3 protein-coding genes are annotated in these 26,568 nt (G+C 70.3%); all 3 read left to right on the top strand.

Annotated features, from left to right (window positions below):
- The first annotated feature begins 9 nt into the window (after positions 1-9).
- The 3 genes from AB0C66_RS14385 (at position 10) to AB0C66_RS14375 (ending at position 26,519) form a co-directional block, all read left to right on the top strand.
- Complete coding sequence (locus AB0C66_RS14385; RefSeq protein ID WP_362437090.1) at positions 10-24,759, top strand: lonely Cys domain-containing protein; 24,750 nt, start codon at positions 10-12, stop codon at positions 24,757-24,759.
- Positions 24,760-24,894: 135 nt separating this feature from the next.
- On the top strand, positions 24,895-25,554 hold the full coding sequence (locus tag AB0C66_RS14380) for a type VII secretion system-associated protein (protein ID WP_362437088.1): 660 nt from the start codon (positions 24,895-24,897) through the stop codon (positions 25,552-25,554).
- Between the two features lie 194 nt (positions 25,555-25,748).
- On the top strand, positions 25,749-26,519 hold the full coding sequence (locus AB0C66_RS14375; RefSeq protein ID WP_362437387.1) for a type VII secretion system-associated protein: 771 nt from the start codon (positions 25,749-25,751) through the stop codon (positions 26,517-26,519).
- Positions 26,520-26,568: the final 49 nt, after the last annotated feature.

Below are 26,568 nucleotides of genomic sequence, written 5' to 3'. Positions count from 1 at the left end.
GCGTTCGAGATGAACCTTCGGCTGAATGACCTGGCCGACCAGATATATGGCGTCCGTGACTGGTTGTACGATCTGGCGTACCAGGCGCAGGACGCGTTGCCCACCACGGTCGCGGAGCGGTCCGGGCAGGTCATTGAGGGCCTCGCCGATATGCTCACCGAGCTGGGCGACACACTGACGACCGAGCACGCGGCGAATCAGACCAAGCACGCCTCGAATATCGGGGTGGCCAAGGTCGAGAGCATGTTTGAACTCGCCTTGCTGATCGCGCAGCTCGCCATCATCAGTGCCATGTCCTTCTTCACCGGTGGTCTGTCCCTCAGCGAGGGGGCCGTGGCGAAGGCCCGCACCACGGTGGCGCTGCTGACGATCTCCCAGCGGCTGTTCGGGTCAACCCCGCTGGCGCCTCTCACCGAGGCACTGGAGGAGGCGCTGACGAGCATCGCGGCGCAGCTGACATATATGGGCATGACCGACGGCGGCCGCCGTCCGTCGGGTATCAACTGGTCGGATGTCGGCCGGGCCGCCTTGGTCGGTGCCCTGGCCGGACTCTTCGCCGGGGGGCTTTCCGACGTCATCGGAAAGGCGTTCAAGAGCGCATTCAAGAACTTCGGCGACAACAAGTGGCGGGAATTCGGCGGGGATCTGTTCCGGGCTTTCACCAGTGAGGGTCTCGGCGAGGGCAGTGCGGTCGTCCTCACCAATGGCCTTCTGGACGGAAATTGGCAGGTCAAGTGGAATGACTTTGTGGGTGCCGGTGTCAGCGCCGTCTCGGAAGAGGCGTTGGGCAAGGGCGGCGAAGGGCTCGGAAAGGGTCTGAACAAGGGCTTCCTTGGCGGTGGGAGCGGGGTCAACCTCTTCAACTCGCTGTGGGACTCTGGCTCGTCGCTGGGCGACAGCGACAACTCTCCGCACATCATCGGGACATCCGGCCCGTCCGAGGGCAAGGGAGCGTCCGTCCCCCCTCCGTCCGTGGACGTGGGCCCGGAGGGGCTCTCGCTGAGCACCCCGCCCCCGGCCACCGGAAGCACGGGCCCTACACCGTTCACCCTCCCCACCTCGACATCACCGACCACAACGCCCCTCACCTCGACCCCGCCCCGCGAGACGCCCCTCACCTCGACCCCGCCTCCGCTGGCCGGCCCCCCGACGAGCGTCGGCTTCCCGACCACGGACTCGCCCGACGCCCCATCCGCGCTCAACACCCCGACCCCCGTCCCCACCCCCGCGCCGACTCCTCCGACCACGCCCATCACGGCCGTCCCGCCGACCGTTTCCGGTATCCCCAGCCACGTTCCGGACACCGACCCGAACATCGGTATCGACATCCCGGACAGCGACTCGGACACCGACTGGGACACCGATGGGTCCTCGACAGTGGACTCGCAATTCGATGGTCACTCGGATGTCTCGGACATCACGGATATCACTGACGGGGAGCCGGACGAGGAGACCGGGCAGAACACGCACATCAACTCCGCAGGGACACCGCTGACCACGCCCAAGTCCGACGGTTTCGATCCCCTGCCACTGCCCACGCCTTCCCCCATTCCCGACATCACACCGTTCCAGGACGTGGACACGGAGCACATCGTTCCCGATGTGGTTGATCAGAACACCACCGGGACAGCGAACGTGTCGCCGCAGACCGGCCCGCTGCCCCAGCTCCCCAAGCCGTCGCCACTGCCGGATCTCACGCCCCAGCCGGACCTGGATACGACCCCTCTGCCGGACCTGGACACCACCGCGTTGCCGGAGGGCGCCGCGACTCCCCAGGCCGTCCAGGACCAACAGACGGCAGCCCACAACCCCTCCAGCCATGCCACCACCCCTGCCCCCGGCAGCGTGGACCCCGTGGCCCGGCCGCACACCCAGACCACCGTGTCCTCCGGCCCGCAGCCCGCAACCCTCCCCTCGGAGGGGGCGCCGCAGACGACGCCGGAGGCGGACACCGTCCCGCCCCCGTCCGCCGACCCGGCGGCACCGCCCGTCGCGCACCATCCGGCGACGACGGAGCCGATCCGGGACCCTGTCCGCCCCGACCAGTGGCGGCCCCAGCGGCAGCACACACCCCCGATATCGGTCCATACGCAGCTCCCCGCCGCGCCCGATGCGGTTCAGCACACCCCGGACGGCACAGCCACACCCCAGCCCCAGCAGGACACGGTGGTCCGCACCGAGGTCCGGTACATCCCGACCGATGACGGCCGTGCCGTGCGTGACCTGTCCCTGGACCTTCCGGTGCGGTTCGGTGAGGGGTTCTCCGTCGACCAGCTCCCGGGGTTGCAGGAGCGGATGCACGGCCTGCTGGACAGCCAGGTCAACCACGGGCTCTCGCTGCCGGGTTCCAACGACCAGCTCCACATCGGTCTGAACCTTGTGCACGACCCCGGCCATCCCGAGTCCATCGAGCTGACCGCCATCGCGTCGGCCAACCCTGTCCCATCGGATCAGTTCCACCTCCGGCTGACCCCCGACGACCCGGCGCTGGGCGCGCCCGAGCGTAACCGTCGCCAGGCCCGGAACGACGCCACCGCCCTGCGTCAGATACTGCGTTACGCGGGAATCGACGTGGACCCCGAGGCCGTGAACGGCCCACTCCTTTCGCCGGAACACCTCCGGACCATCGAGGGACTGACCGAACCGGGACAGGACGCCGAGTCGATCGCCACGCCGCCCACCGTGGTCACGACCACATCGGCCGACCCCACCTCCAGCACTCCTGATCCGCAGGCGATCGACCCCACGCCGCCCCCGGCGCAGCACACCCTGGCCACCGGGGACCCGGATCAGCCGTCCCCGCCGCCACCTGCGGACGTCCCCGCGCCGCCCCCGCCGCCCCCCGGGAATGTCCCGGCACAGTCCCCGGCCACCCCCTCGGCGGCCACCCCTTCGGCGGCCACCCCCTCGGCCGCGCCCCAGCCCTCCACCGCGTCGCCGGGCGTCGGGCCCTCCGACACAGCGAAGCTGGAGGTGGGCCGGAGGTTCAGCGCGCTCATGCGGGACCTCGGCCATCCCGTGGTCCTCGCCGGCCCGGCGCGCGGCCAGGTTCAGTTCAGGAACCCGCGTGCTCTCGACCGTATTGACTTCCACCTGCCCGCGGCTGCTGGGCGGTACGCCGACACCATCAACGCGGCCATCGCCCAGGGGTTCCCCGGAGCGCCGGGTGGGGCTCTGCGTGCGGGCCCGGACGGCCGGGTGCTGACCGGTGTGATCCATGGGGTGGAGATCACCGTCGGCACCGCGGTCGCCCCCTATGTCACCACGACCGACATCCAGGGTTTCACCGTCCCCGGCCGCACCGAGTCGCTGGCGGACACCGCGTACTCACTGGCCCTGGGCATCGATGCGGAACGACGCGTGGCGGACCTGTTCGACTTGATCTGGGGTCTGTTGGAAACACCATTCACCAATGAACTGCCGGTCGATGAGCTGGAGATGCTGCGCGGCGAGGCGTACCGGCAGGGTGCCTCGTCCGGAGACCTACCGTGGCTCAGCGCCCGGGTCCACCAGATCGTGAGCGAGCTGACGCGGGATCCGGACCGCCTGGAGGCACACCAGGATGAGTGGGAGGACGCGTTCGACCTCGAGGACTACGAAACCGCCTGGCTGGACCACGCCCTCACCAAGCTGAACGATTCCCTGAACGCGGCCCAGCCGTTCGTGGCCGACCCTCTCAGGGACCTGGCATGGCGACTGCCGACCATGTCGCGCGCCGAACGGGCCAGGGAACTGTCCCAGGTGTCAGCTGCCGAACGCGAGCGGCTCGCGTCCAACCGTGCGCTGGTGGATGTGTTGCGGGACAAGCTGCCCTCCGCGGAGTTCGCCGAGACCGCTGCTCAGGTGATGGTGCAGCTGCCCGTGGGGGTGAATCAGCCGGTCTCGGCGCGATCCGAGGTGCTGGCGCGGGTGGCGCGGATGCTGAGTGACCCGGAGGTGGCGGCCAAGCTGCTCAAGGGCGGATCGCGGGTGGTGGTGGTTCCCAAGGACTTGGCGATGACCTCCCTGGACGCCTTCCGCAAGATGAAGGGGGCGGCGACCAGCCTCGACGGCCGGTCGTGGGACAAGGTCCGGGGCAGCGGGGGCCGCACGACGGCCGTCACGGAGGAGAACCTCATCGGTGAGGTCACCAGCGTGACCAGTGACACTTCGGCGTATCCGGACGGGTACTCCACGACCACCCACGAGTTCGCGCACACCATCCACAGGTACGGGCTGAGCGAGGCGGACCAGCAGCTCATCGAGGCGGCGTATCGGGTCAACCTGGCAGAGGGGCCCCGCGGAGCGTGGCCCGACGGTCCGTTGTACAGCTTCGACGCCGATGGCAACCGCACACGGGCCAACTACTCGTCCCACGACGTACAGGAGTTCTTCGCCCAGCTCACCAACACCTACCTGGGGACGAACCGGGGGAGGGACGCCTACACGAAGCAGCCGCGGAACAACGGGGCGGACTGGGTGCGCAGGAACGAGCCGGAGCTGCTGCCGCTCCTCGAGCGGCTGTACGGCGGCGACCCGCGGGCAGAGCACACCGGACAGGCCAATCCGGTCGAGGCGACACGCGCGGAGAACGAGATCTACGAGGGCTTCCGGGCGCTGTGGGACCGGACGGAGCGCGTCCACGTCCCTCAACCGCACGCTCCCGCCCCCTCCATGACGCCTATCGCTCCCACGGACACGGCTGGGCTCCTGTCATCGCTGCTGGAGCCGCAGCCCGGCGCCTGGGACCCGAGCGTGACCGGGAACTCACTGGGACAGATGCTCCACCAGGCTCAGACCGGGAGCCCATCCCACCCTGACGCGACCGGCGGAGACCCGGCCTCGCCGGCCCCGCTCCCCGCTCCGCCGCCGCCCGGTCAGTGGCCCGGATCTCTCCGGGCCCGGCTGGAGGCGGTGCTGCGTCACACGTTCGGTCCCGATGTGGGCAGTCAGCCGACCTACGAACCCATGCTTCAGTCGCTCGCGGTGCTGGAATCGGCGCGCGTGAGTGATCCCCGATTCGGTTCGGGGCCGATGGACCTGGAGGGGATAGCCCGCTGGGTGCTGCATCTGGATCCCTCGGTTTCGCTGACCCCCGAGCTGTACTTCAACGCGCTGTCGGTGGTGGGGAGCGCCGCGCGCCGGGGCCGGGCGGGAAATCTGGCGAAGATCGCGGCGTACGGGTTGCAGATCGGGGGCGCGGTGTCGGGCCCGACGGCGATGCGCAATTCGGCAGGTGACCGGTTCATGGGCCGGAACTGGACGGGTCGGACGGGTCTGGATCTGCTGGTGGACCGGCTGGCGGTGGCGGGATCGAGTGAGCTGCCGTCGGCTCCTTGGGGCGCGGAGCCGTATGTGGCGCTGGCGGAGCGGGCGGACTCGGGCCGGATCGTGGTGCGTGATGGTCACGGGAATCCGGTGGAGGTGGACGACGAGGAGTTCGCGGAACTGGTGGCGCACGACCCGGAGCGTCCCGCGGATGCCCAGGTGCTGTTGCTGGTCCCGGGTCTGGGGCAGGGGATGGAACCGAGGCTGGTGGCGGACCGGGCCGGGGTGAGGGTGTGGGCCACCGACGGTGAGTTCAGGTTGGTTCCGAAGCCCGATGGCAGTGGCAGGCACATACTGTTCTTGACGAAGAGCCCTCATCCGGGCTCTGTCCCGCAGGGGATCTGGATACCGAGCGATCCGGGTCTGGTCGCGGATGATCCCTCGGCCGAGGTGACGGCGAATGACGGGGCGGTGTTCCCGGATGCGGATGTCCAGTCGTTCACGCTGCTCATGGCGGATGGCCAGGAGCTGACGGGGCGGGCCTTCCTGAACGAGACGGACATGGCCATCCGGGAGGATGACCTGCGTCCGTTGTCGGCGGTGGAGTTCTACTCCGACCTGTATGAGGGGCTGCCAGGGGTCGACCGCAACCGTGAGAGCCCGTTGCGGCCGTTGCCGCGACCGCTCCGCGACGCCTATCTGATCGTTGGCCACGGTCAGCATGGGCGTGCCGTGCTGCCGCGGAAGAGCACGGGCCTCAATCAGACGGTGCGGCCCAAGGAGATCGGCCGGATGCTCACGCGGCGCAAGAGTCTGCGGCGTATGCCGCAGGAGGCGCCGGTCTGGGCGCTCTGGTGTGAGCTGGGCGGACTGGCCCCGGGCAAGGACCCGTTGGAGGCGGTCTCCGGTGCACAGGACGTCGCGAACGAGACGGGGCGTACGGTGTTCTCGACCGATGCTGAGCAGGGGTCGAGCAAGGCGGAGGGCCAGTGGCCGCCGCGGTTGATCAAATTTGACGACCCGGACCAGCCGGCCTTCCGCTGGCTGGAGTTCCGTCCCGAGCCGCGGGCGGAGGCGCTCACCGCACTGGCCGATATGGCGGGGTTGCCCCCGCAGCTGGCGCGCAGGACCACCCGGGTGCTGCGATGGGTGCGCGCGCTGCGGCGGACCCATGGCGTCGACATCGACACCAACCCCGACCGGGCAGCGCAGTTCCAGGAGCTGATCCGGGGGTTCGTGGCCCTGGAGCGGCTGCGGTCGACCGCCCCAGGGAACCCGGACACGGGACCGCTGACCTGGCGGGTGCTGGAACCGCTCGTCGGTGCGTTCGCCCGGCAGCGGGGCTGGGACCCGACGGTGACCGAGAACGCGTTGGGACAGGTGCTCCACGCCGCGCGGACCGGGGGCCTGTCCCACGATGACGTGACCGTCGACGAACCCGCCTCGCCACCCCCGCCCGGCGCGGCGCCGGATCACCCGCCCGGTGGGCGCCGGCACAACGGAGTGCGGCTCCCCGACGATCCCTCCACCGACGACCAGGACCAGGACCAGGACCAGAACCAGGACGAGCTGACCACGGCGCCGCCGTTGTCGGAGTTCATCGGGACCTACGGCGCGCGGCATGACGGACACATCGGCCTGGTCCGGACCGAGCCCACCTCCGACTCCGTCCTGGAGGGGCTGTACCGCCAGATCATCGAGTCACTCGGGGCCGACGTGGACAGCGAGGACGGCCGGTCCCTGCGCACCCAGCTCGACGATGTCCTCAGCGCGGCCGACATCGAGCGGAACCGGCCGTATCTGCGCAGCGGCCAGGGACACCGGATCACCGTGTGGCACGGGGGCCGCACCCGGACCGTCGACGTGCGGCTGGCCTACGCGAACGGCCAGAGGTCGGCGAAGTACACGCCGGACGCGGTGGGGTTCCCCGAGGTGCAGATAGAGCACCGTCCCGGCGGAAGCCAGTCGTCCTCGGCCAGTGACGGTTCATCGAATGTGCGCGGTGTCGCCCTGCCGTGGACGCTGATCAGGCTGCGGAACGATCCGGGGCCGGTGCGCTGGGGCGATGTCACGGTCGTGGTGTCCGCGACGCACAATCAGCTGTCCCGATCCAACTCGGTCGGTGAGACCCTCACGGTGACGGGGTGGCAGCATGCCCAGGATCCCGCGCACCCGGTGGACTTCGAGGGGCGATGGCAGGTCCGGGTGGACACCCCCCGCGAGGACCGCGGCAACTGGCTGCCGGAGCGGTCGCACGGCTCGGACACGGTGTGGGTGCCGGAACACCTGGCCCTCGACAACGGCATCGACCCGGCCGATCTGCCCGAGTCGGCGGACGTGGACGACGACGTCCCGCTGTGGGGCGTGGAGAGTGTGGGGGAGCCGCGGCGGCTGCTGACCGAGCTCCTCGAGCATGACGACTTCAGCCCGCTGGCCAGGCTCGGCACGGGCTCGGCAGAGGAGCTGGAGGAGTTCCTGTCCGAGCAGATGCTGCGTGGTGCCGCACAGCTCCAGGCCGGTGGCGGGGTGTTCTCGCCCACCCTGATGGATGACGACGGCAACGCGATCGGCGTGCTCGAACTCGCCGCGGACATCGAACAGGCCGAACCGACCTCGATAACCCCCGAGGGCAAGTTCAGCCTGGGAACGTGGCCGTCGCGCGGCGTGGACGTGGGCCACTCGGCGGAGTACACCAGCGGGATCGATGTCACCGGCTCGGGCGGGCCGGCGTTCACCGTCGACCACCGCGAGGGCCACCCGGACGCCACGGCCAGGTTCGCCGGCAACCTCTTCGGCGAGGTGGGCATCAACCGGCAGATGACCGACGGGCTGAGCGGGTCGAGCAGCGCCGCGCTGATGCAGGGCATCTACACCAACAGCAGCAGTCTGCGCACGCCGGGCAGGGTCACCTACAGGGTGACGCTCCACCTCGCCCGAGGCGGGAGGACAAGTGGCAGCTTCGGGCCCTGGGACGACGCCCTGCGCCTGCTGGCGGCTCAGCGCGAGACCGTGCGGGGCCACCGGCCGGGCCCCGATGAACTGCGGGAACTGCCCGACCATCTGGAGACCCTGACCGCCATCGGACACGGCGAGACGCCCCTGAGGGTCGAAGGCGCCGATCCGCTCTTCGACGAGGCGACGGAGTGGCTGCGGGCGGAGGGCTTCCTGCCACCCGCCGAGCACCGTGCGCCGTCCTTCCCCATCCGGATCGACGAGCGGCTGCGCAAGGCGCAGTTGGCGAATCTGCGGAAGCTGGGGACCTTGCGTACCCGGTTCGGGCTGGCCACCTCGTTGCCGGACGCCTCCGACGGGAAGCGTTCCCTCTGGCTGGAGAAGCCCAACACCATCACCGGCAGTGTCCGGCGGCTGCGGCTGGTCTTCTCGGTCGCCCGTGACACGGACCAGCCGTCCGAGCACACCCGTGTGCTGCCGGATGTCAACACGATGGGGTACAGCTCGGCCGGGTCCAGTGGCAGCAGACAGCACGGCACGTCATGGGGCGGTGGCGGCGGAGCCGGTGGTGGATTCACCATTCCGGCCCCGAACGACACCACGGTGAATGTCGGCCCCGGCTTCGGGGGTTCGGGCCAGAAGTCGTCCGGTGAGACGGCCGGTACGGCGATCGGCCTCGACGAACTCATCGTCGCGAGTGGCGGCAGCGGGCTCTGGACCGTACCGGCCCTGTACTCCCTGGCCGCGTACGAGGGCGTGCCCCGTCCCGACGACCGTACGGAGGACGGTGAGCCACCCCCGGACACCGGCGCCGACACAGAGAGCGACACCGGCACTGCCACGGTGCTGTGGAATCCGGCCGGGACCCCGCTCACCGGGCGCGGCACCGTCAAGCTCCTCGTTCCGCTCTACCGCACCCGCAAACCCCACCCGAACCGCGCACCCGTCACCTCCGCGCCGAGGCATGTGATCCGCCCGGCGGTGGAGGACGACTTCCGCAAGCTGGGCCTGGTCGACGAGGACGGCGGCCCGCTGCCGGAGGTGACCCGGCTGCCGGAAGGCGCGACGGTGGACACCTTCCGGGCCAGGGAAGCGCTGGTGGACGCCCTGGAGCAGATCTATACGGGAACCTATCCGGGCGCCCCGGGACCCGGAGCGTTCACCCGGACCGCACATGGTGCCGCGGGCCTGATCGCCAGTGGCACCCAACGGACCGCGGTCGCGGCCAAGAGCGTCGTCCCCGAGTCCTTCGCCGGTGCCCTGAACCGGGCCGGGGCCTTCGCCCGTGGGACGGGCGGACCCGTGGTACGCGCCGCACATCTGCCGTACACCTGGATGGCCACCGCCTACAAGTGGGGTTCGACGTTTGTCGCGGGCGCGTCGCCCAACGACCCGAAGACTCTCGCCCCCGAGGTGCAGGACGCCGGGTTCAGCCCGGCCCAGCTCGTCTCCTGGGCCTGGGACATGTTCCGCGGGGGCAGGAGGGTCGTCGAGGGTCTGCCACTGTCCGGCATGCTGGCGGACCAGATCGTGAAGATCGATGTGCGGGGTTATCTGGCCAACCCGGAGCTTGTGGTCGACGACCCCGTCAGCGTCTACACCGACCGGTTCGTGAGCCCGGCGGACACGACGAGTCGGCAACGGCAGGTGGGCCGTACCGGGCAGGCCGGTTTCAACCTCACCGCGCTGCAATGGCAGCCCAACGAGTTTGGCTACCAGGCAAATCCGAGCGGACAGCGTGTCTACCGGCGGCACACGGACAGCTCCGGCACCAAGGCCGTCGGTACGAAGATCACCCATGTCAGCTACCACGACGGGGACCACTTCGTGGTGACCGCCGATGGCGTGCTGGTGGTCGACGTCCACCGGGGCTCGGGCAATCTGTTCCTCAACTCGCTGGGACTGGGCGGCCACAAGCCGGTGACGCTGGCGATCGAACTGCCCGGTGCGGTGACCTACCTGGTCCCCGTCGAGTCGCTGGCCCGCAACGCCCAGTGGTACCGGAACATGGCGGGCCTGCCGCCCCTGACGCTGCCGGAGCCGAGCGTCCCCCTGCCCGACCGGTTCGCCCGCACCCGCGAACTCGGCGTCGGCAGTGTGCTGTCGGTCCGTCAGTTCACCGACCCGGCCAGGCTCCGGGAGCGGCCGGACCGGCTGCACGAGGAGCTGACCGCGCTGGTGGAGAGGGAGGCGCCGGGTGCCACCCGGCCCGGACACCGTTCCTACCTGCCCGGGGTGGCGTCCGAGATCGCCCGTCTCACCAACCCCACGACGCTGCACGCGCTGCCCGGACGTGGCTCGGGCGGTATCACCATCCACTTCCTGCATGTCGCCGACGGCGGTGCCCGACTGGTCGAGGTGACCGTGCGGGCCGAGCCCACGACGCACCCCGAAGCCCTGCGCCGGATGCGCGGCCGCCCGACCGTCGACGGTGGTCTGGAAGTGATCCAGGAGCGCACCAACACACGGTCGACGGCCCTCACCCGCAAACGGACACATCAGACGGCGGTCAACCCCAACTCCCGGTACACCCGCCCTTCGGCCCCCGGTACGGACCAACAGGGCCTGCGGCTGATGCGGACCGACGACCAGGCCGTCACGGGCAAGTCAAGCCACACCGTCGGCGATGTCTCCCGGATCAAGGCGGGGAGCGCCGCCGACTTCGACAACGTCGACTACGACCTGGTCGCCTCGGTCACCTCCGCGCTGAGCACCGACTGGCCCATGAACGTCCCCGGCGGGCTCATCCAGGCCGGGCTGCTCAACCTGTCCGGCCTGGAGGGCAATCCGGCCGAGCGGCTGACCGGCTGGATACGCCGAGTTCTGCACGGCCGGCCCCGGAGCTCGGCCACCGTGCCGGCCACGATGGAGCTGCGGTTCCCCGGCTCCGAGTCCGTCGAACCGCAGCCGTACGACCCTCCTCGCTCGCCCGCGCTGCTCACCCGTGACCCCTCGGCGATGTCGTCCCACGAAGCGGCAGAGCAGGGCATTCCGCCGTTCCCCGGCGGTTCGCGACTGGTGCCGACGGGGACGACACTGGTCTACGACTTCAATGCCTTCACCCAGCTCACCCAGGCCCTGCACAGCGTCGCCCCCGACCTGGGCTCGCTCTGGGGGCTGCCCGCCGACGCCTCCGCCGAGGCGGTCGCCGCCCGCCTGGGCGAGCTGATCCAGTCCGGTGACATCAGTGTGGGCGAAGCGTCCGCGGAGCCGGATGCCACTCCCCGGATGCCCGGCAGCTGGCCGGAGGAGACCGGCGATCCCCACACCACGCTGGGGATCCGGCTGTACAACCCGCGGCCGGTCACGCGGGGCGATGACCTCGCCATGCACCATATGCGGACGGCCGCCAACAGCGCGTCCTCGTCCTCCGAGGCGGGCACGTCCTTCTCCGTGGAGGAGCGGGACATCCACAGCCTGGATCCCGAGAACCTGAATCGGCTCGGCCTGAACTTCCCCCTGGGTGTCCACCAGTCGCACCCCTCCGCCCCGGGCGGCAGCGTGGCCGGCGCCCGGTACGACCGTATGCGATGGGGCAGTTCGGACACCTCCGAGACCCTTGTCGACGTGGTCCTCCCGGTCACCGGCGCCGAGGGGACCGTGTACGTCACCGGCACCGTGACCATGCGGCTGGGGATGCGGGACCTGCTCGGCTTCGGGGCCACCGCGGCGCGGCCGAAAGCCGGTGTGTACGACCTGCCGGCGATGCTGGCCGGACAGGACGCGGACGACGTGCGCGACTGGGCGCGGCACCCGGTCACGGATCTGCCGGAGGTGCTGGCGGACGGCATCGACAGCGAGGACACCTCGGCGCAACTGTGGCTCGCCCTCGGCTCCGACCCGGACGGGACACGGCTCGCCCGCGCGCTGTTCGTGGCCTCCCGTACCGCCGCGCGGGCCGGGAAACCGGTGGAGTTGGTGATACGCACCGACGAAGGGCCGTTGCGTCACTGGCCGTTCACCGCCGACGGCGACCCGGTGGACACCACCGAGTCCACCGCCGCCGTGTGGCAGGCGATGCGGGAGACGGCCCACGCGTACACGGCGGCGCTGGCGGCCGAGGCACAGGCGGTCGCCACCGAGCAGGATCTGCGGGCGGACCACGCCGTGGCGGAGTACGCCCTGCGCGAGTCGAGCGACGCGGTGGCAGCGGCCACCGTCGACCATCGGACGGCTGAGACGGCGTACCACGAGGCCGTACGGCAGGCCGACCTCGCGCGCGAGACGGCGCACACCGCCGTCGTCGCGGCCCAGGCGGAACTGGCCCGGGCCGAAGGTGCCATCCGTGAAGCCGAAGCCGCCCCGCCGACCGAGGAGCAGGTGCGGCAGGCACGGCTTGCGTGGCGGCAGGCACACGCCGAGGTCCAGAGCATCGAGCGGATGGCCGCGGCCAACGGACCCCAGCCCGACCTGGCGGCGGCCGAGCAGCGTGTCACGGTCGCTCGGGCACGGTGGAACGACCTCCAGCAGCGCTACGCGGGCCGCGAAGCGGCACTGAGCACCGCGCGGGCAGCCCTGCTTCCGGCGCGTACCGCGGTGGGCATGGCGCACGAGGAGTCGGCGCGGGTCGAGCTGGAGACCGGCCGCAGCGTGGCGGAGGCCCGGCGCGGGGAACGGGACGCGGCCGGTGTGCTGACGCGGCGGACCAGGTTCCGCGACCTCGACCTGACCCGGCTGCGGGAGGTCGAGCAGTCCCTCCGGAGTGTCCTGGAGGAGCGGCAGAACCAGGCGGACGCCCGGAGGGGCGCCTGGCGCGGACTGACCGAGCTGGCCGCCACCCTCGACACCCTGCGCCGTGCGGAGGGCACCGGCCGGGCCGGGTCGCCTCAGGGCTCCCGGGTCCCGGCGGACGCCGGGACCCCAGGTGGCACGGACGCGCGCCCGGCCACGGAGACGGTCGGCCCGGTGTCCGGTCCGCAGCGGCCGCGGGAACCGCTTCCGGTGCTGAGCCGGGCGCGGTTGGAGCGGCTGGTGGATCGGGTGGCGGCTCGTGGTCCGGCGGTGGATGTGTCGGTGGAGCGGTGTCTCGAGCTGTTGGGGGATCTGCGGAGCGAGTGGTATCCGCATGGCGTGGCTGCGGCGGTCGCGCTGGACGCCGAGGAGGGTGGCCGCTCGTCGGCGGCGTCCTCGCTGGCGGCGGGGCCGGGATGGCGTGGGGTGCGGTCGTGGGATGCGGTGGCGGAGGCGGTGGAGCAGGCCGGGCCGGGTGCGTCGGCGTTGGTGTTGGCGCGGCGTCAGGGTGGTGTGCTGGGGCATGCGTGGGCGGCGTACCACCTGGAGGGGGTGGGCGTGGTGTGGGTGGACGCGTCGCGGCCCGCTGGCAGCCGGGTGTCGGACGTTCCGCCGGACGAGGCACCCTCCGATGCGCGGGCGGTGGTGATCGGCCCGTCGGGGCAGGTGGTGGCGGACGCGCTGCCGGAGTTCGCGCAGTCGTCCTCCACGGCGCACGCGCTGCTCGACGCGCCGACCGAGCACCGCTACGGCGCGCCTGGCGGGACCGGCACGGGGGAGGGGCAGTCCACTTCCGTGCCGTGGTCGCCCGAGACGCTGATGGCCGGTCCTTCGGGTGCTCCGCGGGGGCGCAACCTGACGGGGGAGAAGGTACGTCGGCTGCGGGTCGGACAGGTGCGGGTCTTCGAGGAACGGCCGGGTGTGCCGTTGAAGGAGGTGCCGGGCTCGGAGGAGAAGTCGCCGTGGGGTGACACGGCGTATGTGGTGTGGGCCGGGCGTGATGACGAACGGGTGTGGGACGCCGAGCGGTTGGCGACCGAGCTGGCCGAGGATCCGGAGCTGGCCACGCTGCCGAGGGAGGTGCCGGTGGTGCTGGCGGTGCCGGACGCGGCGCTGGTGGGATACCTGGATCTGATGAGGGCGGTGGCGAACCGCCTGGGGCGGACGGTGTGGGCTCCCAGTGGCGAAGCGCGGCTGGTGCGTAACAAGCGCGGTGATCACACACTGGCGATGATCGACCGTGCACCCGAGGAGCCGGTGGGTCTGTGGGTGCCGTTCGTGCCGTCATCAACGTCCATGTCGACGGCATCGACTGTGGAGCACATCGACCGTGAGTGGACGGCGCTGGACGGTACGAAGTTCCGGGACAGCGATGTGGCCACGCGGCCTCTGGTCTCGACCGGGCATGAGCGGTTCGGCCGGATGTCGCTCGGGGAGGACGTACGCGACCGGGAACGCGTCCTGCGGACTCACCTCCATGCCCGGAAGCTGGTGCACCTGGTGGCCTCCGGTGACCGGACGGTGCTGATCAGCGAGGAGGAGCGGCCCCAGGATCCGGCGGTCTACCACTTCGTCGCACACGGCCTGCCGGGAGGGCTACAGCTTGTCCTGCGGGACGGGCGGACGGTGTGGCTGGGTGCCGAGGACGGTGGACGGTATATCGGTGGGCTGCCCGAGGTGCGTGACCTGCCCGTGGGCGAGAAGGGGCACAAGATCGGCCTGGAGGTCTGCTGGGGCGGCTCGGCGGGCACCCCGACGCTGCCGCAGTTGGACAACAGGACGGCGCCTCCAGTGCAGGACCCGCTGGATGAGGTGTCCCTCGGCCAGGCCACGGCGAACGCGAGTCGGCGGCGGGTGAAGGCGTCGTCGATGAGCAGGGGATACGACGTCGACACACACATTCTCTGGGATACCCCCGGTGGTGTGGCCGGGGTCGAGGAGGAGTTCGTCCCTGAGCCGCTTGATGAGGAGTTGGATCAGCTGGCCCGGGACGCGCGTCTGCACACAGAGCCGGGTGAGGCGCCGGCGGAGGTACGGAAGGTCACACTGCGATTGGTGCGGGCGTTGCGGCAGGTGTTCGGCACCGGTGTCGAGGACGAGGGCCGTCGTACCGACTACAAGCAACTGCTCGCGCACATAGGTGCGTTGGAGCGCTACCGGGCGAACGATCCGGCGCTGAGCCGGTTGACTCCGTTCCGGATGGAGCTGTGGACCGCCTTCGCGCAGCGCTTCGGGAACATGCGGCCGGGTGAGGCCGACTACCGCAAGGCGCTCGAGTTCGCGGCGGCGCGGCTGAACCAGAAGCCGGACGCTCGGCTGAGCGAGGACATCAAGGACCCACAGATCCAGCATGCGATGACCCAGCTGCATCGGGTCGGTGAGCCGCTGGTCCGGCAGGTGCTGAGGCTGCCGCCGGGCATACCGGTGGGCGGGCGAGAGCAGGCGCGGGCGCTCTGGGCGCTGGTCGCCGCCGGCCGGAGGCTGGCCGGTATGAACCCGGAGTTCCAGGCGAAGATGGGGCGCACGGTGCTCCATATGCCTTCCGAGGAGGAGTGGACCCCGGCGAAGAAGATGGATCTGCTGGGCCGGGTGGCGCAGGTCGTCGCGGCGGGGCTGGATCCCTCGGACTTTGCGACGCTGGCCGCCTTCGACCTGATGACCAAGGGAGCGTTCGGGCCGGCGCATCTGCTGCGGGAAGGGAACACGGTCCGCGGTTACAACTGGAGCGGCACTCAGGCGCCCGACGGTGTGGACCTGCGCGTGGTGGAGCGGCGGGTGGAGGGGCCGGACGGGGACTCCTCCCAGCAGTCTCCCGCGGGGTGGACGGCCGATGGTGAGCCCGAGAACGTCATGGCGGTCGCGACCGACACGGATGAACACGGCTTCGTGGTCATGCACCTGGCCGGGCTGCACCCGATCCGGGTGGCCGATCTGGAGTTCCTGGCGCTGCTGGACCTCGCCCCGCTGCTGCGTGCCACCCCTCTGAGCTGCCCGTTGCTGTTCCTGACCTCCGGGCTGGCGGACACGGGACGGAAGGTGCAGGTGCCGCAGCTCTTCTCCAACCGTACGAGCCGGCACAGCTGGTCCTACAGCGCGTCCTTGTCCCTGGCCCCGACCACCCCGGGGCCGGGCGCCACCTCCGCCCCGCTGCGGATCGTCGCACGGCCCCACCCGGGCACCCGGGCCACCTGGCGCAAGACAGTGCTGGAGGCCCCGAACCCCGCCATCTCCCCGGGACACAAGTCCGCACCCACCGCTCCCGCCGCACATGAGGCGCCGGAGGATGTGGGAGGGGTACCCGCCGCGTCGGCCGCTCGTGGCCCGCTTCCGGTGCGGTGGCGAACAGGGCGTGCAGTGGGGGGAGATGACGGCGCCCCCGGGCTGTCCTCGAAACCCCTCATCAAGGGTGTTGACCAGGTGGAGCGCGGGCGCAATCTGTCGAGTCAGCCCGTGCGGCGCATCATCCACGACCGCCTCCACCTCTTCCATGACACCGGGGACCAGCTGACCTGGACGGATGAGCAGGACGTTCCATGGCGCGATGAGGCGTGGTTCGTGCCGCTTGACGAAAGCGATCTGGATGGCCGTCTGCAACCGGCGGATCTGGCGGCGGAGCTGGCGAAGGACACGACGCTGGCGGCGACTCCGCAGGACACCGACGTGGTACTGGTGGGCCCGTATGTGGGGAACCAGTACATGGAGTTCCAGCGTGCGGTCGCCATTCGGTTGCAGCGGAGGGTATGGGCACACAGCCGCGATGGACGGTTCGTCCTCATGGATGGCTCCAGCGGTACCCATGCGCTGGCCACGGTGGTGCACGATCCTGACGAGACGTGGGGTGAGTGGCTGCCCTACGATCCGCCGGCAGGGGTCCATGAGTATGTGCCCAGGGAAGACAGGAAGTGGGTGTCGGAGGAGGGAATCACCTTCTACGACAGCCAAGTGGACACCCATGGCACCGCGGCATTGCATCCTGACGGCTACGTCCGGCTCATCGGCCGGCTGGCGACCCTCGACAGTGATGACGGACGGTACAGGGAAGAGGCGCTCCAGAATTTCCTGAATCTGGAGCATGTGGTGAACGTCGTCGCGACCACGGCACAGCCCAACGCGACAGTCGTTTCCTACGAGGAGTTCACTCATCCGTCGGCGGTCTACTTCTTCGCCGCTCACGGAGTGGTCGCCGGGCTGCGCCTTCCTCTGCTGGACGGCAGGGAGGTAACGCTCAACTGGAAGAAGGCCGGGGACTACATCGCCGGTCTGCCCGAGATGACCGAGCGTCCCCGCGGTGTCGACCCCCATACGTTTACGCATATGGAGCGGTATGGGCTGGTGTGCTACGGCGCCGCGAAGTCCGACTCCGTAGCCGAACTCAATCCGAGTCTGGTAGCGCCGGACGTGGACGATCCACTGTCGTTTGTCTCGCCGATACAGCGGGCGGCGACCGTCAGCGGGAAGAAGATCCATGGGTTCTCCAGCGCCATGGGGGTCAGGGGACAACACAACAGTGCGCATGCCAGCCGCGCTCTGTGGCTCCACTCGTCGGCGCGTGAGGCACAGGGACGTATCCAGACGTTCCTGCCGGAGCCACAGGGCGCGGAGCTGGACGCCATCGCGGCCATGGCCCGCTTGGACAGCGATGGTGCGACCCCCGTCGGGGATTTGCGAATGCGTGCGCTTCGCCTGGCGCGCGCCTTGGACCAGGTATTCGGTAGCGCAATCCGGCAGGACGAGGCCCGCTTCCGCGCACTGGTGGACGCGATCGGCGCATTGGAGGTGCTGCGCGCGAACGATCCGGTACTCAGGACCTACTCGCCGTTCCGGATGGAGCTGTGGAAGCTGGTGGCGCAGCTGTTCGGTGAGATTTCCCCGGACCAGAAGGCGTATGAGCAGGCATTGGCCTTCGCGCAGAGGGCGAGGGCGGCCCGACCGGACGGGGCGTTGACCGCCGCTCTCGCCGACAGTGGTGACGATGTGCTCGACCGCTGGCTGCGGGAGTGGGTTGTGGGCGATCGGGACACCTTTACGCGGCACGCGCTGGGGCTGGCGCCGGACCATCCGGCGGGTCCGCGCCAGCAGGCACGTGCCCTGTGGACCAGGCCCTTGGCCGAGCGGATGTTGGCCCGCCTTCCGTCTCCCCAGGACTGGCAGAGGCTGGGGCGTGAGGTGATGCGTCTGCCCGATGATGCGGAGTGGGGCGCGTGGGCGGATGTGCGGCTGAGGGACTTCGTGACGCGGGCCGTGGGCGCGGGACGCGATGTGACGGACCGACAAGTCCTTGCTGCCTTCTACGCCGAGGAGCTCGGCGCCCTCGCCGAGAACACGGAGCTGACCAGCGATGACAACGACATCCTGGGGCGTGATCTGAATGGCGGGCAGGTGCACCCCGGGTTCGACCTGAGCTCGGGTGTCAGGGTGGTGAGCGCCGCGGAGGGTGAGCCGCAGGTGCAGGACGGTCCCTGGGCTCCGAAGAATGCCTGGGCATACAGTCTCAAACTGCACGGTTCCGGTGTGGAGCTGAGCCTTCCCGGGGGTTGGCTCACCCTCACCGATGAGGCATGGCTGGCACTGCTGGGCGCCGATCCCCTGCTGCAATACGTGGACGTGGACCCTGTGGCGTTCCTGGTGGACGACATAGGTCACGAACAGCCGCCATGGTTGCAGGAGTTCTCCGACCACACCGGGCGCGAAAGCTGGCTCATCGACAGCAGGGGCCGCTGGTTCAACGCCGCTTGGCGGTCCCCCGAGCAGCGGAGCGGGCCGCAGGACCACTCGGTGTCCGACGCCGCCCAGGCACTGCTGGCGATGGCCTCGTCCGGGGCGACGACGGGACGGAGCACCTCGGCTTCCGGCGCCGCGGCCATGTCGTACGCCAGGGCTCTGCGGAAGGCCGCCCGCCCCGGCACCCGCCCGATCGCCGAGGTGTCGCGTCCGGGTTGGCGGGCCGGTGCGCCGGAGCGGCGTGCACTGCCCGACGGTGAGGTGTACTTCACCGCGTCCCAGTGGAGGGTCAGGGTGCCGCATTATGTGCGGCAGCCGGGTGTCCCTGGGCATCAGGGGCTTTCGGGTGTCCGTCGCCTGGCGCAGTGGCGGGGTGATGGTGGTGTCCGGGTGACGGAGTTGCCGGTCGGTGACTGGGGCCGGATGTATTTCACCGGTACGCATGGCGCGCATCTGACCGACCCCGGGCGGGTCATGGCGGACATCGCGCAGCGGGTGGCGCGCTGGGGTGTGAACACCTTGTGGGGGCTGTACTGCGCGCCGACGGGCGCGGACCACAGTGCTGACTACGGCAGGATCGCCCGCGAAACCGGTCTGCGCCTGCTGGTGTTCACCGGCCCCATGGCCGTCACACGGGAGTATCACGCACTGCCCGACGCCGAGGGCAACGCCACATTCCTGGAGATGTACCACCCGGACGGCACCAAGGAGCGATATCCGCGGCCCGCGACCTCGTCCGCCACGACGACCGCGTCCGAGCGGGAGTACGCCCCCGACCACCCGGCCGAGGAGCACCGGAACACCGGACCGGACACGGCCGTGATGCCCCGGTTCCCGGCCCTCTACGCCGCCGATCCGAAGGGCGGACGCAGCCAGTTCGAGCAGCTGAGCCTGGAGTACGAACAAGAGCTTCGCCACGTCTTTCTGGCGCATCGCTTCCTGCGCCATGAAATGATCAATTCCCTTGAGGCGCTGTTCGACTACTACGAGAAGCACTTCGGCAGGGACACCTACGCCTTCTTCGCTTCCCCGTGGCGCCATGAGTCGGCGGGGGTACAGTTCCAGCGCCTGACGGATCCGGACTCGGACGCCTCGCTTGATGAGCGGGTCGAGGCATTCGCCAACGCCACGTTCGATCATCCGCGGTTTCCAGGGGTGCTCGAGAAGCTGTGGACGAAGAACCCGCAGCTGCGACCGGAGGGTCTGTCGGGCCAGCCGCACAAGGTGCGCCCGCACACACCGCAGGTCCTTGAGCGGGCGCGCCGGTACGGTCTCCGGCTGACCACAGGGCCGGCCGAGACCGTCACCTACCTCTTGCGGATACGCCGCCTGCTGGACGTTCCCGGCAGCTCGGTGGAGCACTTCGGACATGCGCTGATCGCCTGGGGTCTTGACCGCCACTCGCTCGCGGAGCTGGTGGCGGCGATCCTCAAAGCCGGCGACGCTGACGAGGTGGTCCCCACGACGGTGCTCGACGCCGCGCGGCTCTACGCCTGGGCCGACTCCCAGCTCGACCCACGAGCGGCGATCACGACCGACCGACTTGTCGCGGGGTTCAAAACACAATACGGGCCGGGTTCGGAGACCTGGACGAAACTGAGCCAGCCGCATCTGCGCTACTTCCACCGGCAGTGGGATGAGTTCGCGGACGACACCGTCGGGCGTCTGGAGCACATCGCGGGCATGGCCGAGATGGAGGGCGAGCCGTCGCCGGAGGTGCCGGCCGGCACGGTGACTTCCCGGCGTCGCATGGCCTTCATGGAGCTGTTGGAGCGCCAGAAGACCAAGGCGGGCGCGAGGAACCTCAAGGCCGCGCATGCGCTCGGACTGTATCTGGCCACCAGTGAGGCCGACCGGGCTCTGCTGCGGGTGCGCCCGGCGCACAGCGAGGATTCCCGGAGGGCCAACGCCGCGATAGCCAGGGACCTGGTGCTGTCCGCGTGGCGGGAGCGGGGTGGCCACCCCGCGCTGTTCCGCAGGGACGAAGCGTTCAGGAAGCTGCTGTCCCGGCTTGAGCGGCGCAGGGAGAGTGGTTGGAGCGAGGAGGAGTTGCGCTCCCTGCGCCATCGACTGGTCAAGCGGGCCGGCGAGCTGACCGAGGCCTTCGCGCCCGAGCTGAGCGGGCTCGAGGAGCTGGCCAAGGAGGCGGCCGAGCGGCTCTTCCCCGCCTACCTCCCCGCATGGTTCGGCCAGTGGAAGTCCGGGCCGCTGGAGGGTGAGCAGGTCTTCCGGAGCCTTGAGGGCGGCTTCCGGGCGGATCCGCTGCACCTGGTGTCGGTCAACCGGCAGTCCCTCCTCTCCGGTCTGCTGGGCTCAGGTAAGGGGCACGAGGGACGGCACCTGGTGGTGTACGAGGTGCTGGAGAGTTCCGCACGCGAGGTCTCGCCTTTCCTCCCGCAGCCCCTGGACACCGACCGGGGCAAGGCCCTCTACCCCCATGCGGTGACCTTCCTGCCCCTCGACTACCGCATCGAGTACGACGCACGGGCCCACCTCGCCTACGCCGTGGTCCGCCTGAAGGAGAAACGTCAACGGCTTTCGCCGGAGGCGTGGGACCGGGAGATCCAGTCCCGCACGGTCCGCCTGAAGGACGGCACACCCGTCGGTGCCTCTCTCATGGGTGTCAACGACTGGCGTGACTCGGCCAACAGGCTCCAGACCACGCTGGTGAGCACGCATCGCACGCACTGGGCGGCTGCCACCACTCCTGACGGTGGCGAGTATCCCGTTGCCTCACGGCCCGGGCCGACAGCCCGGTTGTGGACGCACAGCAATGGGGAGAGCTTCACCGTCGCGTCGCGGACCGGAAGGAAGCAGGCGCCGCCCGAGCAGGTGGGTGACTATGCGAAACGACTCCTGGCCGGGACGGCACCGGATCTCGAGATCACGTATATCGCCTGCTCGGCCGCACAGAGCCACGTCCGGGATCCGCTGGCCCAGATCGCCGCCGACTGGAGCGAGCACGCCGTCAACGCTGCCCCCACCGTGATCACCGGCGTAGGCGCGAACCCTCAAAAGGTCCGCCACAGCCTTACGGGCGAGAAAATTCAGAGCCCCTACCTCGCCGTGCAGGCCACCGCCAACTATCCGGCACCCAGATTCACCCGCTTCCAGCCCCGTCACCGGACCCATGTGCCCGCCGTGGACGCGTCGTTCGCCCGGCGCGGGGCCTGGGCCGAGCAGCTGTACCGGGACGCGAAGTGGCAGGACCACGCTGGCTGGTACGAAGAGGATGTGGCCCAGGAGCTGGCCAAGCACCCCGAAACCCTCAGCGCCGCCCGGCACGCCGTATGGGCCGCCACCGGAACCGAGCCCTCGGCGGACACGAGCGTGGGCGGGTTGATGTACGCGTTCTTCGTGGCGGCGCTGCCGGGCCGGCGACTGCGGGATTTCTTCAGGACACCCGCCCCGGCGGCGATCAGGTCCGAGTACCGGATGCGCGGTGTGCGGATCAAGGGGGAGAGCGAAGAGCTGCCCTGGCTGCTGTTCTCCCGGTTCGAGCAGCTGGCGCAGCCCTCGTACGCGGATCTGCTCGCCTTCCGCAAGGCCGTGGTGTATTGGCTGGTCGGCGAGTTCTTCCTGGGGAGCACGTACGAGCGGTGCAGGTACTCCCTGCACGAGGTGGTGCGCGCGTCGGTCTGGGCCCGAGTGGGCTTCATCGACATCGCGGACCAGATCGCCGTGACAGGCGACGCGGCCCATCTGTATCAGTGGGCGGAGCAGGCCTTCGCACCCTTTGACAGCGGCCCGCGGGCGCAGCTCGGTCTGTCCTCGCCGATGTACACCCTCTATCGCGAGCTCACCGACCCGCTCCTGACTCCCGAAGTCACCGGGGACGGCCGCATCCCGTTCGGCATCGACCGCGTACTGGCCGATCCGGACGATCCCGCAAACCTGACCCACCCCGATGTGCCGCTCAGCGGTCTCACGGACCGGATCGAGGTATGGGACGAGTGGCGCGCGCGTCACCACGCGGACGAGCTCCCGGACCGGCTGTTCCGGGGCCACATCACAGCCCTTCACCTCGTGAGCGGCCGGGACCATCGGCTCTTCCGTGCCTGGCACTCCGTTCCGGGGCCGAGCAGGGACGAGATACACGAGGGGCTGTGCCGTTTGGCGGGGAAGGTCTTCGACTCCCGGGGTACGGAGTTCCCGCAACTGATGATGATCGAGCCGGTGTTCGTCGCACGCGCCAGGGAGGTCACCGCCTACTTCGACGACCTGGAGAGCGGCCGGAAGAGCGAGGACGGCCTGATTCTCCGTGAACTCAGGGACGGCCTGCTGAGCGCGGTCGATCAGGTGGTACCGGAGATGTACCGGAAACTGCCGATGCACCGGGCGATGGCCGTCGAGGGACTGAGCGAGTTGCCACCGGTGCGCGAGAGCGTCTTCTGGGCGGATCGGGCGCCGGAGCCGCTGACGGGGGCGCCGGAGGAGACACCACCCGGTGAGCTGGACTCGGTGTGGGTGCCGGAGTTGCATGAGGTATCGCTCAGCCGGGACATGGCCCTGGGGGACATGACGCCGGTGGCCGGTGGCCGGATCCGTGTCTTCGAGGTCGAGGATTCCCGGCAGGCGCGGGATATCTCCTTTCTCGCCCGGGAGCCGCGCCGGCGACAGGCGTACTTCGGCGAGCAGGCCCTGCTGAAGGTGAAGTCCCGCGGGATACGCCACACCACCGGCGGTCGGCCGTACGAGCACGTTGTCCTCCAGGAGACGAACGAGCTGCCCCCAGGGGGCCGACCCGCGTGGGACGGACAGCCGCCGCCCGGTGGCCGTTCCACAGCGCCGTCCGCTTCACCGGAGGGTGTGGCCCCGCCGTCCGTACCGCATGCCGCCCCCTCGGCGGGGCCCGCTCCCACCGGCACGCCCTCGCCACAGGCATCGTGGTACGTGCTGAGAGACGTGCATCGCGCCGGATGGGTGCTGGGCCACTTCACCGCGGAGGACTACGCGCTGCGGTCAGAGGCGCTTCGGAAGCTGGTGTACTACGAGCCGACCGTCGTCCGGTGGGCGAGGGGCGAGGACGGCCCGGTCGCTCGGCAGTGGCCACTGAAGAAGGTCATCGGTGGCGGCACGGTGTACTACGCACGCCATGGGAGTTCCGAGCGGCCCGACCGGGAGCGGGTGCGGGAGCATCTGGACCTGGACTCGGTCCGGCACGTCCTGGTGCTGGACTGCGCCGTACCGTCAGTACAGAGGGCGTCGTCGGACACCAGTGACCCGACCGAGGAGACGAGGGACAGGCAGTACCGCCGGTTGGCCAAGGAGCTGAGCACGAAGGAGGCGGCCAAGACGGTGTGGTGGCCGACAATCGCCTCAGCGGTCACCCTCGCCCCGGATGGCACCCCACAGATCCACCTGCGTGAGCGCCCGGACGGCACACCGTCACGGCTCCGGTTCAGCGTCGGAGGAGGTCCGGTACAGCACACCTTCCTCCAGCCGGAGTCGAACCTGACACGGGTGGCCGAGGGCACCTCCTACCCCCGTGCCGAAGACTGGAACACCGCCGAGACCGCCACGCGACCGGACCTCGAGGGTGATCCCGGCTCCGGCTATCTGCGTACGGGTCAGGCCACCGCCCAGCTCCATGGCACAGCCTTCGGCCTCCATGCCGTCGAGGCATCCGGAGACGCCTTCGGGGAGGCGCTGGCTCATGCCCTGGAGGGAGCCGGGGTGCGGCTGCCGGTGGCGGCCGGTGAGCTGCGTGACTGGGCGGTCGCGCGGGTGACCGAGGCCGATCCGCCGGACACCCTGCCGCCGCTGGAGGGCGACCGGCGGGTCCCGGTCGGGCAACTGCACACGGCAGGTGTCGAGCTGAGCGCTGATCAGCGTATGGAGGCGGTACTGCTCGGTGATGAACTGCCGGTCGGTGGCCTCGAGTTCACGCCGGTGCAGCGCCTCCGGTTGGCGGCCGGGCTCGGTGATCTCCCGGAGACGGTCGACGCGGTGGTCGCGGCCGTCATCGCCCGGGAACTGGGCGTCGCGCTCACGGTCGTCGGCCGGGACGGCACACCGAGCGGCCACGGCTCGCCCACCGGCCCCACCGTGCTGGTGGTCCACAACGGCGACGACAACGACCGGTATCTGGCCGGGTGGCGAAGGTGATGAGCGACGTCACGGAGGTCGACGGCACGCGACTACGCGGACGACCGGTCCGGTCCGACGCGGACCCGGCGCGTCGCCCGGGACATCCCACGTGGAAGACCCGTACGACCCTGAGAATCTGGAGAGTGACCCCTCATGCCGACGGAACACGACGCGGCCACGGCGCCGGATGCCCACACCGGTGAGACCTTCGGGGGAGATGGGACGACGCGAAGGGGTGAGCCGGGCTTCCGGACACCGCCACCGGAAATCGTCGAGGCCGCCAAGGTCGTTCCCCACCACTGGGTCGCCATGGTGGATTCGATCGGCGACGGTCCGCAGCCCGACTGCGCCACGGTCGGCCGCTGGCGCACGGATGGGGACGGCGAGATCGTCGAATGGGAGGCCCACCCCGACTACCGGCCCTCACCGCTGACGCTCGGCTGGGCTCCACCGGTCAGTGACGCCGATGCCGCCGCGCAGCTGGCGGCCACCGGGTACGGGCCACGGGAGACGGTGGCACTCGCCCTCCTCGGCACCGATGTGGCGGTGTGCGTCGACGAGAACGGGGAGCTGTCGGAGAGGGAAACGGACGAGGGCGAGTTGGCGGTGCCGGTCTTCTCCACGTCACCGGAGCTGGACGCGGAGAAGCTGCCCGCCCATGAGGTCATGCCGGTCGCCACCTTCCTGGACCGGTTGCCCGCCGAGCGCGATGTGTTGTTCCTCAGCTCCTCGGCACCCGTGGCGCTGGTCATCGACCCGGACGAGCTGCGCGCGTACGGGGCCGAGGAAGCGCCCTCCGCACCGGCCACGTGAGAACGCTGCGTTCGGTCCGGGAGACAGCAGCAGGGGCCGCCGCACCGATGGCGTGACGGGCAGCCATGACCACGTACCACCTTCATCATTCGAGCGATTGAGGAACCACAGTGAGCACGTCGGCACAGAGCGACCGGACGACCGCCGTCGGCGGCGAGGCCGCCGCGGAGGACATCGCGGGCGCCACCGAGAACATGCCGCCCCTCCCGGACGAGATCCGCGAAGCCGCCCGAAGCGCGCCCGACCACTGGTTCGGCATGGTCGACCCCACGTGGCGCGGCGAGGATCCGCCCCCCGGGTGGGCCGTCGTCGGCCAGTGGCGGTCCGGCCCGGACGGGGAGATCGTCGAGTGGCAGGACAACGAGGAGTACCGTCCGTCGCCCACGGCGCTCGGCTGGCCGGAGCCCACCGATGACGTCGACGCGGCCGTGCAACTGGCCGCGACCGGCTATGGTCCCGGCGAGGCCGTGACCGAGGCGCTGGCCGAACTGCCGGAGGCGGCGGTGTTCGTCACCCCCGACGGCGCTCCGCTGGCCGCCACCGCGCCGGACGGCGAGACCCCCGTCGTCCCGCTGTTCACCTCGCCGGTCCATCTGCACACCGCGGGCCGCCTGGCGTTCGAGCTGATGTCGGTCGCGGAGGTGGTCGACCGGCTTCCCGAGGGGCATGTGCTCTTCCTCAACCCGTCGGGCCCGGTGAGCATGACCGTGGAGACCGGCCGACTGCGTGCGGCACTCGAGGACAGGACCGCCGCGCGGCCCGCTGAAGCGGCCGGGGAAGGCGAGGCCGAGGAGGACCAGGGGCCCGGGGCCGACCGCGCCGTACGCCGCCCCGTCACCACGAGTGGCGAGGGGCCCGTCGAGGGGGACCCCGCAGTCGCCGAAGGGTCCGAAGCGCATGGCCCCGACGGGCGGAGCGACAGGACGGTCGAGGAGGCCGTCCAGGGGCCGCAGAGTCTCCTGTGAGGGGCCGGAGACTCCCACAGCCGCACAGCGCACCCGCCCCCGCACCCGC

It is taken from the genome of Streptomyces sp. NPDC048636, from assembly GCF_040650655.1.
Taxonomy (GTDB): domain Bacteria; phylum Actinomycetota; class Actinomycetes; order Streptomycetales; family Streptomycetaceae; genus Streptomyces.
This window is presented reverse-complemented; position numbering and strand designations above follow the sequence as displayed.

Excerpts from the sequence above, each read along its gene's own strand:
- AB0C66_RS14375 (WP_362437387.1), top strand. The coding sequence starts at position 25,749 with ATGCCGCCCCTCCCGGACGAGATCCGCGAAGCCGCCCGAAGCGCGCCC.
- AB0C66_RS14385 (WP_362437090.1), top strand. The coding sequence starts at position 10 with ATGAACCTTCGGCTGAATGACCTGGCCGACCAGATATATGGCGTCCGT.
- AB0C66_RS14380 (WP_362437088.1), top strand. The coding sequence starts at position 24,895 with ATGCCGACGGAACACGACGCGGCCACGGCGCCGGATGCCCACACCGGT.